Source organism: Myxococcus sp. CA005 (assembly GCF_006518205.1).
GTDB classification, from domain to species: Bacteria; Myxococcota; Myxococcia; order Myxococcales; family Myxococcaceae; genus Myxococcus; species Myxococcus xanthus.
In genome coordinates this window covers 37,258-57,485 of the sequence record NZ_SRLV01000022.1, presented here as the reverse complement: position 1 = coordinate 57,485, position 20,228 = coordinate 37,258, and the positions used below count along the sequence as shown (strand labels likewise).

At 70.1% G+C, this 20,228-nt stretch carries 18 protein-coding genes and 1 pseudogene; 13 read left to right on the top strand and 6 right to left on the bottom strand.

Translation table 11 applies throughout. The features are described from left to right. Positions 1 to 135 precede the first annotated feature (135 nt). Positions 136 to 1,536, bottom strand: coding sequence for a formate dehydrogenase accessory sulfurtransferase FdhD (gene fdhD / locus FMQ63_RS12440; protein WP_011557325.1), 1,401 nt, complete (start codon positions 1,534 to 1,536; stop codon positions 136 to 138). Further along, on the bottom strand, positions 1,533 to 2,783 hold the full coding sequence (glp, locus tag FMQ63_RS12435) for a gephyrin-like molybdotransferase Glp (RefSeq protein WP_011557324.1): 1,251 nt from the start codon (positions 2,781 to 2,783) through the stop codon (positions 1,533 to 1,535). Before glp ends, fdhD begins: the two co-directional genes overlap by 4 nt. A gap of 120 nt (positions 2,784 to 2,903) precedes the next feature. On the opposite strand from glp, the gene FMQ63_RS12430 reads away from it, so the two are divergent. The 6 genes from FMQ63_RS12430 to FMQ63_RS12405 all read left to right on the top strand — a co-directional run bounded on the left by FMQ63_RS12430 (position 2,904) and on the right by FMQ63_RS12405 (position 6,988). Then, entirely contained in the window at positions 2,904 to 3,530 is a 627-nt protein-coding gene (locus tag FMQ63_RS12430) for a molybdenum cofactor guanylyltransferase (protein ID WP_011557323.1), read from the top strand. 70 nt (positions 3,531 to 3,600) lie between these two features. Further along, entirely contained in the window at positions 3,601 to 4,272 is a 672-nt protein-coding gene (locus tag FMQ63_RS12425) for a TIGR02269 family lipoprotein (RefSeq protein ID WP_011557322.1), read from the top strand. A gap of 6 nt (positions 4,273 to 4,278) precedes the next feature. Further along, positions 4,279 to 5,001: a double-CXXCG motif protein gene (locus FMQ63_RS12420; RefSeq protein ID WP_011557321.1), complete on the top strand. Its 723-nt coding sequence runs from the start codon at positions 4,279 to 4,281 to the stop codon at positions 4,999 to 5,001. Between the two features lie 113 nt (positions 5,002 to 5,114). After that, complete coding sequence (locus tag FMQ63_RS12415) at positions 5,115 to 5,432, top strand: DUF3817 domain-containing protein (protein WP_011557320.1); 318 nt, start codon at positions 5,115 to 5,117, stop codon at positions 5,430 to 5,432. Between the two features lie 115 nt (positions 5,433 to 5,547). Further along, positions 5,548 to 6,162: a DUF2378 family protein gene (locus FMQ63_RS12410; RefSeq protein ID WP_216608964.1), complete on the top strand. Its 615-nt coding sequence runs from the start codon at positions 5,548 to 5,550 to the stop codon at positions 6,160 to 6,162. 268 nt (positions 6,163 to 6,430) lie between these two features. After that, the gene (locus tag FMQ63_RS12405; RefSeq protein WP_171452275.1) at positions 6,431 to 6,988 is read left to right on the top strand and encodes a hypothetical protein; all 558 of its coding nucleotides are present in this window, start codon (positions 6,431 to 6,433) and stop codon (positions 6,986 to 6,988) included. 137 nt (positions 6,989 to 7,125) lie between these two features. Here the strand turns inward: FMQ63_RS12405 and FMQ63_RS12400 are convergent, their stop codons facing one another. The 4 genes and pseudogenes from FMQ63_RS12400 to FMQ63_RS37880 form a co-directional block, all read right to left on the bottom strand. Further along, positions 7,126 to 8,919, bottom strand: a complete 1,794-nt coding sequence (locus FMQ63_RS12400; RefSeq protein WP_011557317.1) for a glycoside hydrolase family 15 protein — start codon at positions 8,917 to 8,919, stop codon at positions 7,126 to 7,128. Between the two features lie 355 nt (positions 8,920 to 9,274). Next, complete coding sequence (locus FMQ63_RS12395) at positions 9,275 to 10,213, bottom strand: proline dehydrogenase family protein (RefSeq protein ID WP_011557316.1); 939 nt, start codon at positions 10,211 to 10,213, stop codon at positions 9,275 to 9,277. Positions 10,214 to 10,228: 15 nt separating this feature from the next. After that, positions 10,229 to 10,378: a hypothetical protein gene (locus FMQ63_RS37385; RefSeq protein WP_171452274.1), complete on the bottom strand. Its 150-nt coding sequence runs from the start codon at positions 10,376 to 10,378 to the stop codon at positions 10,229 to 10,231. A 130-nt stretch (positions 10,379 to 10,508) separates the two neighbouring features. Then, positions 10,509 to 10,883: pseudogene (locus FMQ63_RS37880) on the bottom strand (acyltransferase); the annotation flags it as partial. Positions 10,884 to 11,007: 124 nt separating this feature from the next. On the opposite strand from FMQ63_RS37880, the gene FMQ63_RS12390 reads away from it, so the two are divergent. The 7 genes from FMQ63_RS12390 (at position 11,008) to FMQ63_RS12360 (ending at position 20,226) form a co-directional block, all read left to right on the top strand. Next, positions 11,008 to 11,565, top strand: coding sequence for a hemerythrin domain-containing protein (locus FMQ63_RS12390; protein WP_011557314.1), 558 nt, complete (start codon positions 11,008 to 11,010; stop codon positions 11,563 to 11,565). A 198-nt stretch (positions 11,566 to 11,763) separates the two neighbouring features. Further along, a complete protein-coding gene (locus FMQ63_RS12385; protein WP_026114266.1) occupies positions 11,764 to 12,300 on the top strand; it encodes a Vegetative protein in 537 nt (178 codons plus the stop codon). A 129-nt stretch (positions 12,301 to 12,429) separates the two neighbouring features. After that, positions 12,430 to 13,305: a tryptophan 2,3-dioxygenase gene (locus tag FMQ63_RS12380; RefSeq protein ID WP_011557312.1), complete on the top strand. Its 876-nt coding sequence runs from the start codon at positions 12,430 to 12,432 to the stop codon at positions 13,303 to 13,305. Between the two features lie 141 nt (positions 13,306 to 13,446). Then, entirely contained in the window at positions 13,447 to 14,568 is a 1,122-nt protein-coding gene (locus FMQ63_RS12375) for a hypothetical protein (RefSeq protein ID WP_011557311.1), read from the top strand. 122 nt (positions 14,569 to 14,690) lie between these two features. Further along, positions 14,691 to 17,663 (top strand): GAF domain-containing protein, encoded by a 2,973-nt coding sequence (locus FMQ63_RS12370; protein ID WP_225909659.1) that lies wholly within the window; start codon positions 14,691 to 14,693, stop codon positions 17,661 to 17,663. A gap of 41 nt (positions 17,664 to 17,704) precedes the next feature. Continuing rightward, positions 17,705 to 18,718 (top strand): OmpA family protein, encoded by a 1,014-nt coding sequence (locus FMQ63_RS12365; protein ID WP_225909658.1) that lies wholly within the window; start codon positions 17,705 to 17,707, stop codon positions 18,716 to 18,718. A gap of 47 nt (positions 18,719 to 18,765) precedes the next feature. Next, positions 18,766 to 20,226, top strand: coding sequence for an adenylate/guanylate cyclase domain-containing protein (locus tag FMQ63_RS12360; protein ID WP_026114268.1), 1,461 nt, complete (start codon positions 18,766 to 18,768; stop codon positions 20,224 to 20,226). Positions 20,227 to 20,228 lie beyond the last annotated feature (2 nt).

The following is a 20,228-nucleotide window of genomic DNA, read 5'->3' as shown; positions in this document are numbered from 1 at the left end:
CACCAACACATCGTGATTCACCGCGGCTCCCCGCGTTTCCTTCGTCACGGTTTCTTTGCATTTACGGTGCCGCTCTGACGCGAAGGCACGAATGATGCGAGGCGCCGGGTCATCCCTGGAAGGGTGCCAGGAGTTTCAAGAGGTTACACCTGCGACAAGGCGTTCGAGCCCGGTGTAGACGTTGAAGCGCTCGTTCCGGACGAACGCGGCCAGCGTCATGCCAGAACGCAGGGCCAGGTCCACTGCGAGGGAGCTGGCGGCGGAGACGCCCGCGACGATGGGAATCCGGGCCATGGCGGCTTTCTGGATGATCTCAAAGCTGACGCGTCCACTGACGGCGAGCACCACGGGCTGACGCGTCAACGGGAGGCGGGGAGCCCGGGGGCCCCGCACGGTGCCGGCCAGCACCAGCGTCCCTACCACCTTGTCCACGGCGTTGTGGCGGCCCACGTCCTCATGGGCGGCCAGGAGGTGGCCGTTGGCGTCGAGCACGGCGGCGGCGTGGACGCCTCCAGTGCGGGCGAAGTTGCGCTGCACGTCGCGCAGGCGCTCGGTGGCGCGGGCCACGGCGTCGGGGTGGAGCACCGGGCCGGGCGGCAGGGCCGGGCACACGGCGAGCAGGTCATCCACGCTGCGCCGGCCGCACACGCCGCAGGCGGAGGTGGTGAGGGTGCCCCGGCGGGCGGTGCTCACGCGCTCCACGTCGAGGAAGGCGCCGGGGGCGGGGGTGACTTCGATGACGTTGCCGAAGCCCTCCTCGCCTGGCCGTCCGCAGTGTGCCAGCCCGCCCAGGTCGTCCACGCTCTGGAGGATGCCCTCGGCGAAGAGGAAGCCGGTGGCCAACTCGCGGTCATGTCCTGGCGTGCGCATGGTGGTGGCCACCGAGTCTCCGCTGACGCGAATCTCCAGAGGCTCCTCCACCGCGATGTCGTCCTCCTGGGCCGGGAGTAGCGTGGCGCCGTTCCACCGCTGGACGAAGCGGCGCGTGACGCCGCGGGCATCCACGGGGGGCAGGGGCGCGGGGCGGCTCGGGCGCAGGTGGGCCAGGATGAGGTCCGCCACGGCGCGCACGTCGTCGGGGTGCAGCACGCGCAGGCCGGGTGGGAAGTCCGTGGGGAGTGCGGGCTCGGAGGAGAGCACCGCGAGGACCTCCGGGCGCGAGGGCGCCAGCGGCGGGCCCAGACCCTCCCGCCATACCTCCAGCTTGGGGAGGGGGCCGTCCTTCCAGCCTTCGACGAGCACCAGCTCCACGGCGCCCGCGGAGCGCTCGAGCAGCGAGGGAAGCGCGTCCGAGAGGGCGGTGGCCGTCGTGAGCTGGACGCCCGCGGGCGTGGTGAAGCCGGTGAGCACGGCGCCCGCGTCCTGGTAGCGAGCGGTGTCGCTGCCGGGCCGGTGCAGCGGATGGGCGTCGGAGGAGTGCTTCACCACGGCCACGCGCAGGCCTCGCGCGGCGAGCTCGGGAACGAGCCGGGTGAGCAGCGTCGTCTTGCCGGCGCCGGACCAGCCCACCACGCTGAGCGCGGGCACGCGGCTCATGCCAATGCGCCCACGGGGGTGAAGGTGGGCCGGTCGAAGAGCTCGACGTCGACGAGGTCGTCTTCGGCGAAGTCCGCGCGGCCCGGTGGGAGGAGGGCCCAGCCCTCGCCGTGGACGTTCTGGAGGATCTGCCCGGCGCCCTGGGGACGGAGCACGGCGCGCGGCGCGAGGCCGTCCCGGGCTTCCAGGGTGGTGGTGATGAGGTAGGTGAGGCCCGCCTGCTTGCGGCGTGCTTCGGAGAGGTGGGCGCGGACGCGGCGGCGCGTCTCCAACACACCTTGGTGTTTTAGAAGGAGCGGGCGCGCGAACTGGTCGAACGCCACGGTGGCCGCGCCGGGATTGCCGGGCAGCACGACGACGGAGGTGTCACCCAGCCGGGCCACGGCCACGGGCTTGCCGGGCTTGAGCGCGACGCCGTCCACGAAGAAGCGGGCGCCGAGCGCGGCGAGCACGCGTTTCACCAGGTCCTTGTCACCCACGGAGGCGCCTCCGGTGGTGATGAGGATATCCACCTGCGGGGCCAGTCGCGAGAGCGCATCGCGCAGGGCGCTCTCGTCATCGCGGGCGCGGGCGAGCTGGCGGACATCCGCGCCGGCCTCGCGGGCGAGCGCGGCCACGAGGACGAGGTTGCTCTCGTACACCTGGTGGGGCAGGGCCGGAGTGCCAGGAGGGACGAGCTCATCGCCGGTGGCGAGCACGGCGACGCGCGGCGCGGGGCGCACCCAGACGTCCGTGGCGCCCATGGACGCGAGCACGCCGAGCACCGCGGCGCCCACGCGCTGGCCCGCGTCGAAGAGGGGTGTGCCGGTGAGGACTTCCTCTCCGGTGCGGCGGATGTCGTTGCCGGGCGGCACGGTGATGAAGACGTCCACGCGGGTGCCGTCCTCGGCGGCGCGAGTGGCCTCCTGTCGGACGACGGCGTCGGCGCCGGGGGGCAGGGGCGCGCCGGTGAAGACGCGCGCGGCTTCTCCGGGCCGGAGGGGCGTGGAGGGGAGGGCGCCGGCGAAGATGGTGCTGGTGACGCGCAGGCGCGCGGGCCGATCGCGGGAGGCGCCCTGCGTCTCCTCGGCGTGCACGGCCCAGCCGTCCATGGCGGAGTTGTCACAGCCGGGCAGCGAGCGGGAAGCCGTGACGGGAGCGGCGAGGAACCGGCCCTGGGCATCGAGGAGCGGCACGCGCTCAGGCGCCGCCGGGGCGATGGCGTCGAGCGCGGCCTGCCGGGCGGTGTCGAGGGACGTGAGGGGCATGGAAGCGCCGCAGCCTATGTCGTGGAGCGCCCGCTGTGTCCACGGGGGGAGGGGACGCTTCGTCTGGGGGCGTGCGTGGGCGGACAGATAAAGTGGCCGCGGCAGGCGCGCGAACGGGGCATGAGCATGGAGCGGATCCGCACCGATTTCCCGGAGGTGACGCTGGCCATCCTCGCGGGAGGGCAGGGCCGGCGCCTGTCTGGCGTGCCCAAGGGGCTGTTGGAAGTGGAGGGGCGCACGGTGCTGGAGCGGCTCCTGGCGCTGGCCCCGTGCTTCGAGGACGTCTTGCTGGTGGCGAACGTGCCCGGGCCCTATGCGCGCTTCGGGTTGCGCACGGTGGCGGACGTGGTGCCGGGCAAGGGAGCGCCTGGCGGTGTCCATGCGGCGCTGGTGGCCGCGCGCACGCCCTGGGTGGTGGCGGTAGCGTGCGACATGCCGTTCATCACGACGGAGGTCCTGCGGGTGTTGCTGGGCGCGCGGGACGACGGCGTGGACGCGGTGTGCTTCGAGGCGCGGGGCAGGTTGGAGCCGTTGCTCGCAGCGTACCGGTCGGCGTTGGCACCGGCGTGGGAGACGACGCTGGCGACGGATCCGTCGATGCGGGAGCTGTTGTCCGGAGTGCGAACGCGGCTGTTGTCCGAGGCCGTGCTGCACGCGGTGGATCCGTCACTCCGGTCCCTGGCGAACGTGAACACCCCCGAGGACCTGGCGCGCTACGGTGTGGCGCTGCCGTCGTGGCGGGGGTGAGGGGAGCGTGTCTCCCGAGGAAGGCGCTCAAGAAAGGGATTGGGAACGCCCAGGGGTATACTGACAGGCCGTGAGACCCGCCCTGCGCGTATGGCTTCTGGTGCTTGCCTTGTTCTGGGGCGGTTGCGCCACCGCCTCGAATGCACCTCTCCAAAGCGGAGGGGCTGATGCGGAGAAGGAGTGTCGCTCGCCCGATGAAGACAGGTGCGTCGCACTCCTGTGCCAGGGGGACGCATGTGGCTTCTACCTCTGTGAGGACATGCCCGGTGCGGTGTCGCTGGCGCGCTTTCCTCCTGCGCGTCCGCCTGCTGCTGCCGCCGCGCCTGGCAGAGGGCCTCGGAGGCATTGGGGAGGTGGGCACCACCTTCCTCGAGGGGCAGTCATGGTCTTCCCCAACTGGAATGGCGCGCCCGAGCGGATCATCCCTCCGTCACGCCAGCTCACGCCCGGGCGCTGGGAAAAGCATCACATCTTTCCCCAGGCAGAAGACCTCTCGATGTGGTTCGGAATTCGAGGCGTCAAGATCCACGACTACACCATGCCGATTCCGCGTGACGTCCATCGGCGCATTCACGGTGGAGACGGACGCGGTGGCGCGTGGAACCAAGCCTGGCGCGACTTCAAGGCGGCAAAGCCGGGCGCCAGTCCCACGGACATCTACAGGTTCGCGGGGGAACTCATACATCGCTTCCAACTCATGGGCGGTCCGATTCAGCCCTACTATTCGCGCCCGGGAGTGTGAGGACGGATGAGCCGTTTCTTCTGGATGCACGAGGACAAGGCCGCGGCGGCAAAGTACGGAGGGGAGATCAACGCGTGGCACAAGCTGTCGCTCCCCGGCGTGAGCTGCGGCACTTGCGGCGAGACATGGGCCCATACGGGACACGAGTATCCGTGCGTCGACCTGGCTCAACTGCCGGAGCGCAACGAGTTCGCGCGTCCCAGGCCCGAGCCCTTCCCTGAATTCGCGCGTCTCCGTGAGCTGGTCCGGCCTCTGGTTCCTCCTGGTGCCGAACTGCCGCCCGGTACGGGCTTCGGTCCCTTGGTCGGACGTGCCACGGGCGTATTCGGTCCCATTGCCTGGGTATGGGGGCAGAAGCTGCTCGTGCAGCGCGAAGCCCTGTCGCGGTTGCATTCGGAGGGCGTACAAGGACTCCAGGCCTGCCCGACGCAGCTTCGTTTCCGGCAGAAAGACCCGCCAGAACTGCTGGAGCTACAGATTGAGCCCCACGGCAGGCTGCATCCGGACTGCATCCCGCCCGATGAGCCGCCACCGTGCGTGACCTGTGGCCGCTTTGGCCTGACGCGGCCGGATGCGCCCATTCTCGACGCGGCCTCCCTCCCCACGGGCCTGGACCTGTTCCGGGTCGGGAACTTCTCCACGATGATTGTCGGCACGGAGCGCTTCATGGAGGCAGTGCGCCGGCTGGACCTGGATGGCATCACCTTCCAAGCGCTGCCCGCGCACTGACGGCCGGCTCGCCAAGACTCGAGCCTAAGCAAGCAACCAGGCAGCACCCCCTGCGTCACCATGACTCATGGACCACGGCGGCCGGGAGTGGGAAACAGGCGGGGGAGAACCTCATGCTGAAGACCCCTCTTGGACGTTTCCGTGCAGTGGCCCTCGCGGAGGGCCTGTCCGTCATCGCGCTCTTCTTCATCGCCATGCCCTTGAAGTACGCCGCGGGCATGCCGCAGGCCGTGAAGTTCACCGGCTGGGTTCACGGCCTGCTCTTCGTGCTCTACCTCTTCGCGCTCATGGAGGCGGCCATCACCTACCGCTGGTCCTTCGTGCGCGTGGTGGGCGGCGTCTTCGCGTCGCTGCTTCCCTTCGGCACCTTCGTCTTCGAAGCGCGCCTGCGTCGCGAAGCGGCCGAGCCGGCCGTCGAGCCCGTGCCCTGAGCCACGTCGCGCACCGGACGTGACGGGTGGGACGCTCCGCACCGAGGCCGCCCGGAGTTCGCGCGGGCGGCCAAGCTGTGCCAGCATCCCGCGCGTTCTCCGACGGGAGGTCAGCATGGAGCGCGGCAAGTGGGACACGCCAGAGGATGTGGAGCGCGAGCTGAGCTCGCGGCTCGCGCTCGTGGAAGCGTCCGAGGGCATTCGCGGCATGCACTTCGCGGCCGTCCTCGACACCGTGCGCTTCCTCGGCGGTGAACAGGCGGTGGCTCCCATCCAGCAGGGCGGTGACTACCCCGCCGACCTGGACACCACCGAGTTCTACCCCGTCCCGCCCTTCATGCGCGTGTTCTTCTCCGCGGCCCGGCTGCTGGCACCGCAGCTCGGCGGCGTCGAGGAGGCGATGCGGCAGCTCGGCGTCCAGGGCACGCTGGCCTTCATCAACTCCATGTTCGGCGCAGAGGTCCGGCAGCAGGTGGGCGGCGAGCCCAAGCGCCTCGTGGAGATGCTCCCCGAGGCCTACCGCATGGCCATCAACTTCGGAGAGCTGCAGGTGGCGTGGACGGGCCCGCGCTCGGGCCGCATCCACATGCGCCGCATCTTCACCCCCGTGGCCTACAACGAGGGCATGCTCGAAGGCGCGCTGCTGGCCGTGGGTGCCCAGGACATCCAGGTGCGCGGCGGACAGACGTCCCTGCTGGACAGCGAGTACACGCTGTCCTGGGACTCGTGACCTGCTGCGTGTCGTGGATGTGGTAGGCCGCAGTACGTGCCGCGGTTTCTCGCCTCGCGAGAATGGGCCATTGCCAGTGCTGGTCCGTACACATCTGCTGGACGAATCGTGGTGAGCCCCTCTGTCACGCGGCTGATCCACGCATGACTTCGACGCGACTGTTCACAACCATGACGAAATAAATGATGTTCCACCGCGCCCATTGGCTAGAAGTGGGCGCCGAGCGCCCGGACATGTGCACCGGGCCTACGCAACGGAGGGACGTCTCATGAAGGCAAACAACTGGAAGAACCTGGCCGCAGTGGCGGGCGTCATGGTGTCGGTGAGCGCCGGCGCTCAGGAGTCGTCGGGGAGCTTTGGTTCGGAGGGGCAGTTCGTCATCAGCACGGATGCCTCCGCGAGCCTGGGTTACTCCACGCAGGGCAGCGGCATCGGCTACATCTTCCTGGAGCCCGGCGCGGACTACTTCCTCAAGAAGAACCTGTCCGTCGGCAGCGGCCTCCAGGTCCGCGCGCTCTTCGGCAGCGGTGACACGATTGCCGCCTTCGGCCTGAACGCGCGCGTCGGTTACAACATCCCGCTCTCCGACCGCGTCTCCGTGTGGCCCAAGGGCCAGGTGTCGCTGTACATCGGCGACGACATCCTGCCCTTCGCCAACTCGGCGCTCCCCGCCAACGTCACTGTCATCCTGGAAGGCTACGCGCCCTTCCTCTTCCACGTGACGCCGCACTTCTTCGTGGGCGGTGGCCCGCGCCTGGCCTTCGGCCTGGGCGATGACGTGGAGGTGAACTTCAGCGTCGCCTCCACCATCGGCGGCTACTTCTAGCCTCCGCCCCGCCGCGTCCTTCGAGGACGTGGACGTGCGTGTGGTGCATCAGGGGCCTCGGACGAGGTGGGACGCTACTCCCACCGCGTGCCGGGGCCCGCTTCATTTCCAGCCAAGGGCCCGGGCCGCCGCCGCCGTCAGTGGCTCCGCTGTTGAACGGGGCCGCCCTCTCGCGACAGGTTCAGCGCGGTACCCACCAGCGCGAGGTGGCTGAAGGCCTGCGGGAAATTGCCCACCATCTTGTGGGCCACCGGGTCGTATTCCTCGGACAGCAGGCCCACGTCGTTGCACAGGCCCAGCAGGCGCTCGAACAGCTCGCGCGCCTCGCCCTCGCGGCCCATCAGCGCCAGCGCGTCCGCCAGCCAGAAGCTGCACGCCAGGAAGACGCCTTCGCCCGGAGGGAGGCCGTCCCGCGTCTCGTGCGTGTGGTAGCGGCGCACCAGCCCGTCCTGGCACAGCTCGCGGCGGACGGCCTCCACGGTGCCGCGCACGCGGACGTCGTCGGGTGGGAGGAAGCCCACCATGGGAATCAACAGCAGGCTGGCGTCCAGGGACTGGCTGCCAAAGGCCTGGGTGAAGGTGTTGCGGCGCGCGTCGTAGCCCCGCGCGCAGATGTCCGCGTGCATCTGCGCCCGCAGCGCCTTCCAGTGCTCCACCTGCGCGCCGCGCATGCCGCGCAGGTTCGCGGTCTTCACCATCCGGTCCATGGCCACCCAGGCCATGACCTTGGAGTGGGTGAACTGCTGTCGCCCGCCGCGCACCTCCCAGATGCCCTCGTCGGGCTGGTCCCAGTTGCGCTCCACGAAGCGCAGCAGGTGCACGCTCACGTCCCAGGCCTCGGCGTCCGAACAGACGCCATGACGGAGCGCGTGGTAGAGGCAGTCGGCAATCTCGCCGAAGACGTCCAACTGGAGCTGACCCACGGCGGCGTTGCCGATGCGCACCGGACGCGAGCCCGCGAAGCCCGGCAGCCACGGCAGCTCCAGCTCGGTGACGCGGCGCTCTCCGGCTACGCCGTAGAGGATTTGGAGCTCGTCGGGCTCTCCGGCCACCGCGCGCAGCAGCCAGTCCCGCCAGGCTTGGGCTTCCTGGGTGTAGCCGGCGTCCAGCAGGGTCAGCAGCGTCAGCGTGGCATCCCGCAGCCAGCAGTAGCGGTAGTCCCAGTTGCGCACGCCGCCCATCCGCTCGGGCAGGGACGTGGTGGGCGCGGCGACCACGCCGCCGGTAGGGGAGTAGGTGAGCGCCTTGAGGGTGATGAGCGAGCGCAGCACCTGCGCGCGCCAGGGGCTCTCATGGATGCAGCGGAGCGCCCAGGCGCGCCACCACCGCTCCGTGTCCGCGCGCGTGAGGAAGGGGTCCGGCGGCTGCCGGGGCGGAGGCAGGTGCGAAGGATGCCAGGACAGGACGAAGGCCAGGCGCTGGCCTTCCGGCACGGCGAAGTCCGCGAGCACATGGCTGTGCTCCAAACGCAGCGGCAGCTCCGTGGACAGGTAGAGCGCGTCCGGGCCGGCCTTGGTGCTGACGCCTCCCGGAATCAGGCGGGCCCAGGGCGTGCGGTCGCCATAGCCGAAGCAGGGGGCGAACTCCAGGTGGAGCGGCACCTGTCCGGTGCGGGCCTCCACGATGCGAATCAAATGCGGCGTGTCCTCGCGCAGCGGCATGAAATCGCACAGGCGCACGGTGCCGGCGTCGGTGTGGAACTCCGTCTCCAGTACCAGCGTGTCGCGCACGTAGCGGCGGTGGACGCGCCGCACGGGCACGGTGGGGGCGATGCGCCAGAAGCCATGCCGCGGCTCACCCAGCAGCGCCGCGAAGCACGCGTCCGAGTCGAAGCGCGGCCAGCACAGCCAGTCGATGGTGCCGTCATTCGCCACCAGCGCGGCGCTGTGCGTGTCTCCAATGAGGGCATGGGCTTCGATGGGCAGCGCCATGCGGGAAAGCTAGGGACGCCTCCCGCGGCGTGTCCCTCCAGGAGCACCCGGGGCGGCGGGCCGTCCACGGGCCCCGCGGATGGCGGAGGAGGGGGCAGCCGCCCGCTCGCGACGCATCGACGCCATGCGACAAGACATGGGGCATGAGCAGGGAATGCCGCGGCGCGCGATTCGCTCCGGGTATGGGGTTGCCCGGACATGACTGTCCATGCGGGCCGGCCGTTCTCGATTGGCGTTGGTCCTCCGCGCGGGGGGCCACAGGGGGTGCGCGGTCTGGTGTTTCATCCGCATGTTTCACCCGCATGCGGGCCTCGCGGCGGCCCCGCACGCCAGGCGGGGAGGCGCGTACTGCTTCCTACCCACGTACCAGGTTGCGCAGAAGGAAGGCCAGATTGGCGGGGCGCTCGGCCAGCCGGCGCATGAAGTACGGGTACCAGTGCCGTCCGTACGGCACGTAGATGCGCACCGGGTGACCCTCCCTCACGAGTCGCTCCTGCAAGTCCCTGCGGATGCCGTACAGCATCTGGAACTCGAAGGCGCCGCGCGGCAGTCCGCGCTTCGCCGCGTGGTCCAGTGTCGCTTCAATCATCCGTTCATCGTGCGTGGCGATGCCGTGATACACGCCGCTGTCCAGCAGCACCCGCATGGTGCGAACGAAGCTGGCATCCACGTCCTGCTTGTCTGGGAAGGCCACGTCGGGCTTCTCCAGATAGGCACCCTTGCAGAGGCGGATGCGGATGCGCTGTGCGCACAGTTCCTTCGCGTCCTGCTCCGTGCGCCGCAAGGCGCTTTGCAACACGGCGCCGACATGGGGCTCGCCGAACTCCGCGCGCAGCCGTCGCACGATGTCCAGCGTCACCTGCGTCATCGAGCTGTCCTCCATGTCGATGCGCACGAAGGAGTCGCGGGCCGCGGCCTCGGCCACCACCGTGCGCGCGTTCTCCAGGGCCAGGGCTTCATCGAACAACAGCCCGCACTGGGTGAGCTTCAGCGACACGTTGGCCCGCACGCCCACCGCGTCGATGCGGGCCAGCAGCCGCTGGTACTGGCGCACCTCCTCCCGCGTCTCCTCGGGCGTCTGGACGGCCTCGTTCAGGTGGTCGAACGACGCCATGAGCCCGCGCGCGGACAGCGCCTTCACGGCGTCCACGGCCTCCTCCAGCGTCTCTCCGGCGATGAAGCGTGAGGCCAGCCGCCGGAAGGGGCGCAGGCGCATGGCGGCGTCCTCCAGTCCAGGGCGGCGGGCCAGGAACAGCAGGGCGGAACGGGGCAGGTGGGTGGCGTCGGTGCTCATGGTGTGGGTGGCGGCTCAGTCCGGGGGCTGCCGGAGGAAGTCCCCGGCCAGCGTGTTGAAGGCATCGGGGTGGCGCATGTAGGGCAGGTGGCTGGCGCCCCGGATGCGCGCCAGCCGGGCTCCGGGGATGTGCCGGGCCACGTCGCGGGCGGCGCGGGGCGGCACCAGCAAAGTCCCGGCCGCCCTGGATGACGAGCGTGGGCACCTGGAGTTCATGGAGCCGGGGCATCAGGTCCGTGGCCAGGATGTCCCGCAGCCGGCGCAGCAGCTCCACCGGGGACAAGCGCCGGGGCTCGCGCTGGAAGGTCTCCCACGCGCTCCCCGGATGGCAGACAACCCGTGAGCCCGCCCGAAGCGCCGTCATGGCGTTCGCCCGAGTCCCCTCCACGCCGCCCAGCCATGGCAACACCGTGTGGATCAACGGGATGCGGAAGAACCCCCGTTCCGTCAGGCGCAATGGATGGCGGCCGGTGCCCTGGTGGATCAGATGAAAGAAGGCAGGTGTCTCGTAACCCCAGACGCCGTGGTTCCCCGCCAGCAGCATCGGGCCTTTCAATGGCTGGTGCTCACAGCCCAGCAGCCGCGCCCGGTGGTACAGGGCCGACAGCGCCGCGCCCTGCTCGGCGAGTCGGAATACGGCCCGGCGCAGGCTGGCGAGCGGGGCATCCATGATGGAAAAACATGGGGATGCGTGGCGTCCCCAGCAGGCGGCGCCCTCCTCCTGGCCGCCGGGCAGCCGGGCGCCCCTGAGACGGCGGCGGCCCTGACAGTGGGGGTTCGTAGGAGTTTGAGTAATGTCAGCTCGCAGGCATACTCAGGTTGTCTGCTTCCTGGTGCATGCCGAATGTTCCGGCATGGGCAGCCCGTTCGACATCCTCATCGACCAGCATCGGGAACTGGAAGAGCGTCTCGAGCGTCTGGCATCGGGTGTGGAACCCGATGAGCTGAGGGGATTGACGGCGGAGCTGCTGGCATTGCTGAGGCTTCACTCACGACTGGAGGAGCGCTGCCTCTACCCGGTGATGGCAGGGGTGGAGGGCCGCGAGTCTTGTCGTGAGCAGACGGAAGACCATCTCACGATGCGTGAGCTGATGGCTGAGCTGGAAGAGCTGCCCTCGGGCCATCCCGAGTGGCAGGCGCGTCTGTTGACACTGGAAGATCTGGCGGTGGCTCATTTCCAAGAAGAGGAGAATGCACGACTGCCCCAGCTCATGACTGCCCTGGATTCCCTGTCGTTGGGCGACCTGCGTCGTGATTTATCGGCCACTTGGGACGAGCTGCTGTCACGCCCCCAGGTGTCCCAGGTGGCGGGGGAGGCCCCCCTGCTGGAGTCCCTGTATTGGGACGGCTAGGCCACTGTTGCCGCCGGGAAACAGGTGAGACCTGCGACAACGGGGCGAATGGTCCGTTGCTCAGTCACAACTTTTATCTCTTCCTTTAGACAAAACCATTTTTGGAAGGTAAGGGTATGGGCAGCATCACAAGCATCGAGCATCAGCCCCCCCTAGTACTGCATTACTCTTGTCGTTCCCCAGGTGAGGATTCAACGAATGTCCGTGGATAAAGCGTTTCGCGACATGATCCGCAATGAAATCGAGGTCCAGCTCAAGCCGCTGCGTGACGTGGTCGCGCGGCTGGAGGAGGGCACGGCGGACTTGGACGCGCTCCGCAACGTGGCCGAGCGCCTGGCCCCGCTGGCCGAGGTCGTCGGGCCCCTGTTCGGCGCCCAGATTCCCGCGGCCGCCAAGGCCGGCCGTCGTGGCCCGGGTCGCCCTCCCGCGGCTCGCAGCGCCGTGACGGCGGCTCCCGCGGCCGTGGGTGGCAAGCGTCGTGGCCGCAAGCCGGCGGCGGCGGGTGCTGACGGCTCGCGCGCGTGCGCCATCATCGGCTGCGGCAAGCCCAGCCGCACCAAGGGCTACTGCGCGGCCCACTACCAGAAGCTCCGCATGCTGGAGAAGACCAACCGTCGCCCGAGCGACTGGAAGGACTACGCCGATCCGGACAGCGTGGACGACATCAAGCTGCCGCGTGGACGCGCCGCGTCCAAGGCGTTGGCGGCTGCCGCTCAGGCTGGGCACGCAGGCTAGCCAGCGGCACGCTGCCCCGGCCCGGGCAGAGAGTGACCGCGCCCCCGTCGTTCCGCTCTGTTGCTGGGAGAGGAATCGGGGTCCGCCCATGCGGGAGAGACTTGCCCGTGGGGGCTTGCACGAGCATGAATGCCCGGGCCCATGAACAAACGCGATTTGGAGCCTGGAATCATCACCGACCTGGCCGGAAGGACCACGTACGGTGATTATCTGCAGCTCGACCGGCTCTTGTCGGCGCAGGTGACGCGCTCGCAACCGCCTCACCACGACGAGCTGTTGTTCATCATCCAGCACCAGACGAGCGAGCTGTGGATGAAGCTGCTCATCCACGAGCTGGGCGCCTGCATCCGTTACGTGCAGGCGGACCGGCTGGAGCCGTCGTTCAAGATTTTCGCGCGCGTGGCGCACATCCAACGGATGCTCTTCGAACAGTGGAGCGTGTTGGAGACGCTCACGCCGAACGAGTACCTGGAGTTCCGCGACACGCTGGGCAGCTCCTCTGGCTTCCAGAGCTTCCAGTACCGTGCGGTGGAGTTCCTGCTGGGCAACAAGGACGCGCAGGCGTTGATGCCCTTCCGCCACGTCCCCGCCATCCATGGCGAGCTGGAGCGGCTGTTCGAATCCCCCAGCCTGTATGACGAGTTCCTGCGCCACCTGTCGCGCATGGGGCATCCGGTGCCGCAGAGCCACGTGCAGCGTGACTGGCGCAAGCCCTACGAGAAGAGCCCGGAGGTGGTGGAGGTGTTCCGGCGCATCTACCAGGACGCCGAGGCGCACTGGGATGCGTATGAGATGTGCGAGAAGCTGGTGGACACCGAGGAGCGTTTCCAGCTCTGGCGCTACCGCCACATGATGACGGTGATGCGCATCATCGGCTTCAAGCAAGGCACGGGCGGCTCCTCGGGTGTGGGCTTCCTGCGCAAGGCGTTGGACCTGCGCTTCTTCCCGGAGCTGTGGGACGTGCGCACGGAGCTGACGCCGCCTCCTCCGCGCCACCGGCCCTGAACGTTCGCTCGACTGAAGACAGTCCAGCGCCTCGCGGGGCCGTCCATTCCGGTACGGCTCCGCGGAGGGAATGACGACTGTCTGGCATGCCAGGGTGGCCGGCCACGGATTGTCATGGGCGCGGGTTAGGCTTCACGCACCATGGACGCTGCCGAACCGCTGCTCTTCGATAAGGCGTACGTCCTCTGCTACCGCACCTTCGACATCGCGGAGGAGCTGGACCTGGAGCGCGCGCGCCGGGTGCTCACGGAGGACTCGCGCCGGCTCAAGCTGTCACGGGAGAACAGTCAGTACATCCAACTGCCCAACCCGCCGCTGGCCTATGAGCTGGGACGCCGGCCCCTGGCACTGCGGGACGGGCCCGTCATGGTGGATGTCACCGCGCGCCTGTTCGACCATGGCGCCGTGTCCATCATCCTCCAGGTGCCTGTCGTTCCGGGCACCTCGTTGAAAGCGCTCACGCGCATGGCGGACGAACTCTATGACAGCCAGGCGTTGGAGGACCTGGCGTTGGAATTGGTGGAAGGTGTGCGCCGCACCATCGCCCCCGCCGCGCAGGCGCCGCACCTGTGGGAGCAGAACGAGAGCTACACCGTCATCTTCGCCGAGCACATCCGGGGCAATCCCACCGCGGATGAGCTGGTGACGCGCGCGGACCTGGCCCGGCTGCTCCTGGGCGAAAGCGGCACGGTGCCGCTGTCTCCGCGTGAGAGCGAATCCGTGCTCCAGTCGCGCTTCAGCTACACCATCCAGGACCTGGTCGTCATCGACTGGAACAGCGCCTTCGTCTACGAGCCGTCCGGCTCGCGAGACATCCCCGACCTGTTGGAAATCGCCAACGCGCAGTTGTTGGAGTTCCGCTACTACGACGAGCGGTTGGACGCGCACATCACCCGCATCCACGAGAAGGTGCAGGCCGCGCGGCATGGGTGGGCCACGTTGTTCCGCAGCCCCTACCGCAGCCTGGCCCGGCAGACGCTCTCCACGCTGGTGGACCTCAACGAGTTCATCGAGCGCGTGGAGAACAGTCTCAAAATCATCGGCGACTTCTACCTGGCCAAGGTCTACGAGAGCGCCGTGCGCCGCATGCGCATCCCGCCGTGGCAGGCCGCCGTCACCCGCAAGCAGCAGTTGCTGGCCCAGACGTATGGCCTGCTCAAGGGCGACGTGGACATCGACCGCTCCCACACGTTGGAGGCCGTCATCGTCCTGCTCATCGTGCTGGAAATCTTCTTCGCCTTCTTCCGCGTCTTCGAGCACTGAGGCACCCGAGGGGAATCCCGTACTTCAGGGCAACGCGCTGTGCGGTTTCCACGCTTCGTCCGGCATGGGAGAATGAGGCTTCGAGGCAGGGAGCCATGCGTCCGTGCCGGGGGGAGTGGGGCATGAATGTGCCCGGAAAAAACGTGGGAGCCGCGGTGGACCGCATGTCGCGGGCCCTGGAGCGGCTGTCCGCAGCACCGCCGGTGGTGGCGGTGCTGGAGGAATTGCTTTGCCAGGCGTCCGCCACGCTGGGGGCTTCGGGTGCCTTCCTGTGCTGGTGGGGCGGGACGGGCGACTTGAGCACGCTCACCACGCACGGTGTGGATGCGGAGGCGGCCGCCATCTGGGCTCAGCAACTGCTGGCCCAGGCGCCCGCGCCGGGTGAGCCTCGGCTGCCCCGGGTGGTGGAGGACGTGTCGCGAGACGCGCTGCTGGCCTCCGAGCCGGACGCCCTGCGGCGCCTGGGGGCCACGGCCTTGCTGTCCCAGCCGCTCTTCTTCGCCTCCGGCATGGGCGCCGCCGGTGTGCTGGGCGTGCTCTTCCGCGAGGCGTGGCAGCCACGGGAGGAGGACCTGCGGCGCTTCGGCCTCTCGGTGAAGCTGGCGGCGCTGGCGCTGGAGCGCGAGCGCATGGCGGAGACGCTGCGCCAGTCCGTGCTGTCCGCGCGAGCGGAGGTGGAGGAGTCGGAGGTGCTGCGGCTGCGCCGCTTCCAGGCGGTGACGGAGGCCTTGGGCGGCGCGCTGTCCTCGGACGAGGTGGCGCGCGTGGTGCTGGAGCAGGGGCTTCCCGCGGTGGGCGCCGACGTGGGCCTGGTGCACCTGGTGGAGCCGGACGGGACGCTGGCGTTGAAGGCCGCGCTGGGGGTGTCCAACGCGCAGCGGGAGGCGCTCCGGGTGCCGCCCTGGCGAATCGGTGGTGTGCCGGGGCACGGCGCGGGGGCACCCGTGCGGCTGGAGACGCCCGCCGCGGCGCGAGACGTGGTGCTCGTGCTCGGGGCGCCGGTGTGGCTGGAGACGTCCGCCGCGGCGCGAGATGTGGTGCCCGTGCTCGGGGCGCCGGTGTGGCTGGAGACGCCCGCCGCGGTGCGGGACGTGGTGCCCTCGCTGGGGGCACTGCCCGCGCTGGTGCTGCTGCCCTTGCAGGTGGAAGGGCATGCCTTTGGCACGTTGTGCCTCGGCTTCTCGGAGGCGCGGCGCTTCTCGGTGCTGGAGCGGGCGTCCATCACCGGTCTGGGGCATGCGTGTGGCCAGGCGCTGGAGCGCGCGCGGCTGTACGCGCGGGAGCGCACCGCGCGGCTTCAGGCGGAGGCGGCCGGACAGCGCCTGCGGCTCCTGGCGGACGCGAGCGCGCTCGTGTCGGCGTCGCTGGACTGGGAGGAGACGGTGGCGGGCGTGGCGCGGCTGGCGCTGGGGCACTTCGCGGATGGCTGCGCGGTGGATTCGTACGAGGACGGCGTGGTGCGGCGGCTGGCCGTGCTCTATGAGAATCCACAATCGGCGCCGCGCGGGTTGGAGCTCCTGCGCTTCGCTCCGCAGGAAGGCAGCCCTACGTTGCTGGCGGAGGTGCTCGCCTCGGGGCGCCCGTGGATGATGGCGCGCCCCACCGCGGAGCCCGGGGACACCCGTACGGCGGCGGCACGGCTGTACGCGGCCGCGCGCGAGCTGGGCGTGGGCTCGCTCATCCTGACGCCGCTGGTGGCGCGGCAGCGCACGCTGGGGGTGCTCACCTTCATGCGGAGCGAGACGTCCGCGCCCTTCGACATCCCGGACCTGTCCCTGGCCGAGGAGCTGGCGGGGCGCGCGGCGCTGGCCATCGACAACGCGGACCTGTTCCGCAAGGCGCGCGCGGCGGAGGAGGAGAGCCGGCGCGGGGCGGCGCGGCTCCACGTCCTGGTGCAGGTCAGCCACCTCATCGCGGAGGCGGGGTTGGACCTGTCCATGGTGCTGGAGGTGCTGGTGCGCAAGGTGTCGGAGGCGCTCGGAGACGCGTGCGTGCTCCAACTGCTCTCCGAGGACACGACGCGCTTGGAGCTGGTGACGGTGCACCATCCCAACGCGGAGGCCCGCGCGGTGCTGGACGCATCCATGCGGCGCTGTCCGGGGCGGGTGGGAGAAGGGCTGTCGGGCCGGGTGGCGGCGACGGGGCAGCCGCTCTTCGTCCCGCGCCTTCAGGCCGAGGACCTGCGCGATGAGCGCGTGCCGGAGGGCATGCCCTTCCTCCGGCACTATGGGCCCCACAGCGTCATCGTCGTCCCGCTGGGCGTGCGCGGCCGGGTGCTGGGCACCCTGGGGGTGATGCGCGAGGCGCAGGGCCGCGAGTATTCGGTGGAGGAGCGCGCGCTACTGGAGAGCCTGGCGGCGCGCGCGGCGCTGGCCATTGAAGACGCGCGGCGATACGGCGCGGCCACGCAGGCGGTGAAGGCGCGGGACGAGCTGCTGTCGGTGGCGGGGCACGAGCTGAAGTCGCCGCTGAACGCGCTCCAACTCCAGATTCACCTGCTGGCGCGCATGGCCCGCGAGGCGATGGCCGTGGACGGGCTGGCGGAGCGCGCGGAGCGGGCGGCGAAGGCGGGCCAGCGGCTGGGGCTGCTCATCGATGACCTGCTGGATGTCTCGCGCCTCAGCTCGGGGCGGCTGGGGCTGAAGCGTGAAGAGGTGGACCTGGCGGCGCTGACGCGCGAGCTGGTGGGCCGCATGTCCGAGGAGCTGGCGCTGGCGGGCAACGAGGTGCGGCTGCTGCTGGACAGGCCGGTGTCGGGGCACTGGGACCGGCTGCGGCTGGAGCAGGTGCTGGTGAACCTGCTCACCAACGCGGCGAAGTACGGCGCGGGCCGGCCGGTGACGGTGGAGGTGGAGGCGGTGGGCCCGGTGGCGCGGCTGTCCGTGCGCGACGAGGGCATCGGCGTGTCGCCGGAGGAGCAGGAGCGCATCTTCGAGCAGTTCGAGCGCTCCGCGTCGGTGCAGCACTTCAAGGGCCTGGGCCTGGGCTTGTGGATTACCAAGCGCATCGTCGAGGCCCACGGCGGCAGCATCCGCCTGACGAGCGAGCCGGGCAAGGGCTCCACCTTCACCGTGGAGCTGCCCTTGCCGGCTTGAGCGCCTGGACAGCTCGCACTCGCTGCGCTCTGGTTCCGCGGATGATGAAGACGCGCGCACTCCACCGACTGGCCTTGCTCGCCGCCGCCGTGCTGGCCGTGGCCGCCCCGGGCTGCCGGCACGCGCCCCCGCTCGACCCGGGCCTGGACGCGGATGGCGACGGCGTCCTCAATGGGGAGGATGCCTGCCCCACCGTGCGCGGGCTCGCGCGGCTCCAGGGCTGCCCCGCGAAGGACACGGACGGCGACGGCGTGGAGGACGCGTTGGACAAGTGTCCGCGTCACGCCGGGCCCGCGTCGCGGGAGGGCTGCCCCATCCGCGACTCGGACGAGGACGGCGTGGAGGACGCGAAGGACGCCTGCCCGCGGGTGTTCGGCCTGCTGGAGCGGCAGGGCTGTCCCGTCGACGACCCGGACCGCGACGGGGTGGAGGGCGCGGCGGACAAGTGCCCGGACGAGCCCGGACCCGCCTCGCGCGAGGGGTGCCCCATCCGTGACGCGGACGGGGATGGCGTACCGGATGAAGAGGACGCCTGCCCCGACGAGGAGGGACTGCCCTCGCTGCGCGGCTGCCCGGAGCGGGACGTGGACGGCGACGGCGTGGCGGACCACCGGGACAATTGCCCGCGAGAGCGGGGCGCGGTGGACAACCAGGGTTGCCCGGCGGCGCGCAAGCAGCGCGTCGTCATCCGCCCGGACCGGCTGGAGCTGTTGGAGCGCATCACCTTCGCGCCCGGCACCGCCGCTCTCCAGCCGCGGGTCCAGCCGGCGCTCGACAACGTGGCAGACGTCCTGCTGGTGCACCCGCGGCTGGGTGTCATCGCCATCGAGGGCCACACGGACAACCGCGGGGACCCGGACGTGCAGCGGGAGGTGACGCTGGCGCGCGCGGAGGCGGTGCGGGACTACCTGGTGGAGCGGGGTGTCCCGCCAGACCGGCTGGAGGCGTGGGGATTCGGCCCGGACAAGCCCGTCGAGTCGAATGAGACTGCCCAGGGACGCGAGGCCAACCGCCGTCTGGACCTCCGGGTGGTGGCGCCGCGCGGACGGCCGTAAGTCCCGGACTCCCCGTGGGTGGGGGGTGTGATGTACACTCACCCACCATGAGTGCTTCCAGCCCCCTGTTCGGTGATTTGCTGCTCAAGCTGGGGATTGTCTCGCCCGGTCAGGTGCAGGAGGCGCTCGCCCTCCAGGCCCTCACCGGGCAGCGCGTGGGGGAAGCCCTCATCTCCCTGGGCTACGTCACGCGAGAGCAGATTCAGGACGCGCTGGGAGAGGCGCTCGGGCTGCACCAGGACAAGAGCCCCCTTCAGCCCGCGCTGGGCGAGCTGCTGGTGGGGCTCAAGTACGTGACGCTGGCGCAGCTCGACGAGGCGCTCGCGCGCCAGCGCCGCGACGGCCGCAAGCTGGGCGAAATCCTGGTGGAGCTGGGCCACTGCACCTACAAGCAAATCTACGAGGCGCTGGGGCTGCAGAACCGCATCGCCGGGCGGCAGGACCTGCCGCGCCCCTCCTCTGACGGCCGTCGCCGCGTGGTGGTGGTGGACGACAGCCCGCTGGCCTGCGCCTTCGTGCAGGAGGGCCTGGTGGCGCTGGGCTACGAAGTCCTCTGCTTCCAGGACCCGTTCGAGGCCCTGGAGAGCATGGGCCGTCTCCAGCCCGTCATCGTCCTCAGCGATTTGGAGATGCCCGGCCTGGACGGCGTGGAGCTGTGTCGCCGCCTGAAGGAAGGCCCCAGCCACGCGGTGCCCGCCATCATCCTCACCGCCAACGACGTGGAGGCCGAGCGCGTGCGCGGCCTGCGCGCTGGCGCGGATGACTACGTCAACAAGTCCGCGTCCATGGACGAACTGGCCGCGCGCATCGAAAGCGTGGTGCGCCGCACCGGCGAAACGGAGCGCATGCGCAAGCTGTTCGCGCGTTACACGTCCGACGCGGTGGTGGAGGAAATCCTCAAGAGCGCGGACGCGGTGGTGCTCACCGGCGAGAAGCGCGAGGTGACGTTGCTGTTCGCGGACATCCGCAACTTCACCGGCCTGGCGGAGAGCCTGCCTCCAGAGCAGGTGGTGGGGGTGCTCAACCAGGTGCTCGGGCGGATGTCGGACGCGGTGCTCACCTGCGGCGGCACGCTGGACAAGTTCCTGGGCGACGGGCTGATGGCCGTCTTCGGCGCGCCGGTGGCCCGTCCGGATGACGCGCTGCGTGCGCTCCAGTCCGCGAAGATGATGATGGATGCGCTGACGGACCTGCGCATCGAGGCGGAGGCGGAGTGGGCGGCGGGCGGGCGTGAGGGCCAGCCGCTGGTGCTGGAGCTGGGCATCGGCATCAACTCGGGTGTGGTGGTGGCGGGCAACATTGGCAGCACGGTGCGCGCCGAGTACACCTGCATCGGGGACGCGGTGAACGTGGCCGCGCGGCTGTGCGCGCTGGCGGGCCCGGGGGAAATCCTGGTGGGGGAGCGCACCCGCGAGCTGGTGGACGCCAACGAGACGGCCTTCGAGGACTTGCCTCCCGTGCGGCTGAAGGGCAAGCAGCAGCCCGTTCCACTGTTCCGCGCCTTGTAAGG

Coding starts and splice junctions, on each gene's coding strand:
- FMQ63_RS12415 (WP_011557320.1), top strand. CDS start 5,115: ATGCTGAAGACCCCTCTTGGACGTTTCCGTGCAGTGGCCCTCGCGGAG.
- FMQ63_RS12360 (WP_026114268.1), top strand. CDS start 18,766: ATGAGTGCTTCCAGCCCCCTGTTCGGTGATTTGCTGCTCAAGCTGGGG.
- FMQ63_RS12400 (WP_011557317.1), bottom strand. CDS start 8,919: ATGGCGCTGCCCATCGAAGCCCATGCCCTCATTGGAGACACGCACAGC.
- FMQ63_RS12410 (WP_216608964.1), top strand. CDS start 5,548: ATGGAGCGCGGCAAGTGGGACACGCCAGAGGATGTGGAGCGCGAGCTG.
- FMQ63_RS12385 (WP_026114266.1), top strand. CDS start 11,764: ATGTCCGTGGATAAAGCGTTTCGCGACATGATCCGCAATGAAATCGAG.
- FMQ63_RS12405 (WP_171452275.1), top strand. CDS start 6,431: ATGAAGGCAAACAACTGGAAGAACCTGGCCGCAGTGGCGGGCGTCATG.
- FMQ63_RS12420 (WP_011557321.1), top strand. CDS start 4,279: ATGAGCCGTTTCTTCTGGATGCACGAGGACAAGGCCGCGGCGGCAAAG.
- FMQ63_RS12370 (WP_225909659.1), top strand. CDS start 14,691: ATGAATGTGCCCGGAAAAAACGTGGGAGCCGCGGTGGACCGCATGTCG.
- FMQ63_RS12365 (WP_225909658.1), top strand. CDS start 17,705: ATGATGAAGACGCGCGCACTCCACCGACTGGCCTTGCTCGCCGCCGCC.
- FMQ63_RS12380 (WP_011557312.1), top strand. CDS start 12,430: ATGCCCGGGCCCATGAACAAACGCGATTTGGAGCCTGGAATCATCACC.
- FMQ63_RS12430 (WP_011557323.1), top strand. CDS start 2,904: ATGAGCATGGAGCGGATCCGCACCGATTTCCCGGAGGTGACGCTGGCC.
- glp (WP_011557324.1), bottom strand. CDS start 2,783: ATGCCCCTCACGTCCCTCGACACCGCCCGGCAGGCCGCGCTCGACGCC.
- FMQ63_RS12395 (WP_011557316.1), bottom strand. CDS start 10,213: ATGAGCACCGACGCCACCCACCTGCCCCGTTCCGCCCTGCTGTTCCTG.
- fdhD (WP_011557325.1), bottom strand. CDS start 1,536: ATGAGCCGCGTGCCCGCGCTCAGCGTGGTGGGCTGGTCCGGCGCCGGC.
- FMQ63_RS12375 (WP_011557311.1), top strand. CDS start 13,447: ATGGACGCTGCCGAACCGCTGCTCTTCGATAAGGCGTACGTCCTCTGC.
- FMQ63_RS12390 (WP_011557314.1), top strand. CDS start 11,008: ATGTCAGCTCGCAGGCATACTCAGGTTGTCTGCTTCCTGGTGCATGCC.